The sequence below is a fragment of the Steroidobacter sp. genome, from assembly GCF_016790065.1.
Classification (GTDB): Bacteria; Pseudomonadota; Gammaproteobacteria; order Steroidobacterales; family Steroidobacteraceae; genus Steroidobacter.
This window is the reverse complement of the sequence record NZ_JAEUPY010000698.1, coordinates 1-1678: the sequence shown is the minus strand read 5'-3', so window position 1 is coordinate 1678 and position 1678 is coordinate 1. Positions and strand designations below refer to the sequence as shown.

4 protein-coding genes are annotated in these 1678 nt (G+C 60.6%); 3 read left to right on the top strand and 1 reads right to left on the bottom strand.

Going from position 1 to position 1678, the window contains the following annotated elements; genetic code table 11:
* Positions 1 to 174: cytochrome c oxidase assembly protein (locus JNL55_RS37550; RefSeq protein WP_415923182.1), on the top strand; the 174-nt coding region annotated here is incomplete at its 5' end.
* Between the two features lie 40 nt (positions 175 to 214).
* On the top strand, positions 215 to 1099 hold the full coding sequence (locus JNL55_RS28750; protein WP_293862779.1) for a cytochrome c oxidase subunit 3: 885 nt from the start codon (positions 215 to 217) through the stop codon (positions 1097 to 1099).
* 77 nt (positions 1100 to 1176) lie between these two features.
* On the opposite strand, the gene JNL55_RS28745 is transcribed toward JNL55_RS28750, so the two are convergent.
* Entirely contained in the window at positions 1177 to 1377 is a 201-nt protein-coding gene (locus tag JNL55_RS28745; protein ID WP_293862777.1) for a twin transmembrane helix small protein, read from the bottom strand.
* Between the two features lie 45 nt (positions 1378 to 1422).
* Between JNL55_RS28745 and JNL55_RS28740 the strand changes: the two genes are divergently transcribed.
* Positions 1423 to 1678 (top strand): SURF1 family cytochrome oxidase biogenesis protein (locus JNL55_RS28740; protein WP_293862775.1); only part of this gene is annotated, 256 nt, incomplete at its 3' end.

Genomic DNA, 1678 nt, shown 5'->3' with positions numbered 1-1678 from the left:
CAAGCGACCAAGTACTTCCACAAGACCGACTGTTTCTGTTTCACCCCGCAGCCGTTCGATGCCGAACAGGTGCGCGAGTTGACGGTGCGTTTCATCGTCGACCCGAAGCTGCCGGTGAACATCGATCGCTTGACGCTGGCTTACGCCATGTACGACGGCAAGAGCAGCAGCTGATTACTCATTTTTGTTTTCCGACTAGCAGACGCTAAAAGCTATGGCCCACGCAACAACCTCGCACGCGCCGTCCGAGAAGTACTACGTCCCCCACAGTAGCCCGTGGCCGATCGTCGGCTCGGTGGCGCTGTTCACCACCGTGGGTGGCGGAGCGATGTGGCTCAACCACTCGAACGCCGGCCCGTGGGTGATGACGGTCGGTTTCGCCATCCTGCTGTTCATGTTCGCCGGCTGGTTCGGCGCCGTGATCAAGGAAAGCGAAGAGCGCTTCTACAACGACGCGGTGGATCGTTCCTTCCGCATGGGCATGATGTGGTTCATCTTCTCCGAAGTCATGTTCTTCGCGGCGTTCTTCGGTGCGCTGTGGTACGCACGTAACTTCTCAGTGCCGTGGCTCGGCGGCGAAGGCACTCGCGCGCTGACCAAGATTCTTCGCGGCGACAACTACGAAGCGGCGTGGCCGACCGACGGCCCGGGCGACGTGGGTGGCGACTTCGACGTGATTCCGGCGTTCGGTTTGCCGGCCATCAACACGGCGATCCTGTTGACCTCGGGCATCACGATCACCATCGCGCATCACGCCATCAAGGCCGGTAACCGCGCTGTGCTGAACATCTTCCTGGGCCTGACCATCGCGCTGGGCTTCTTGTTCGTGTACCTGCAGGCGCACGAGTACATGGAGGCTTATCAGCACTACAACCTGAAGCTGACCTCGGGCATCTACGGCTCGACCTTCTTCATGCTCACCGGCTTCCACGGTTTCCACGTGACCATGGGCGCCATCATGTTGGCGGTGGTGTGGTTCCGCTGCTTGAAGGGACACTTCACACCGACCCATCACTTCGCCTTCGAAGGCGTGGCCTGGTACTGGCACTTCGTCGACGTGGTGTGGCTGGGCTTGTTCGTGTTCGTGTACTGGCTGTAACCAGCTAGCCCGCAAGGGATCGACAGGGCCGCCGCCTTCATCAAGAACGCGGCGGCCTTTTTACTTCTGCAGGTTGGCTACATGCCGTGCGGCGTGATCAAGCCCTGCGACCAGGCCAGCAGCAATAGCAGGAACAGCAAGACCGACAGGCCAACGCGAATCGACAAGGCGTTGACCATCTTTTTCGATTCACCCTTGTCGGTGACCAGGTAGAACAACCCGGAGGCCATGGTGAGAACGATGGCGACCAGGCAGGCAATGATGAAGTACTTAGTCATGGGACAGCCTCCTGATCCGGATACGCGGATCGCACTCAGTATATCGTGACTGCTTCCACCCCATCTTCGCCGACGCGAGTCTGGCGCCCGAGCCTGGTCGGCATCGTACTGACGCTGCTGGGCGTGGCGCTGTTCATGCGGCTGGGCTTCTGGCAACTGGATCGCGCCGACCAGAAACAGGCGCTGCTCGATAAGCACACCGCCGGTCAGCAGACCCAAGTCGACATCACCGCCGGCAATGCCAACCAGCTGCCGCGCTATCAGCGAGCCCAGGTCACCGGCCGCTACGATCCCGCCCATC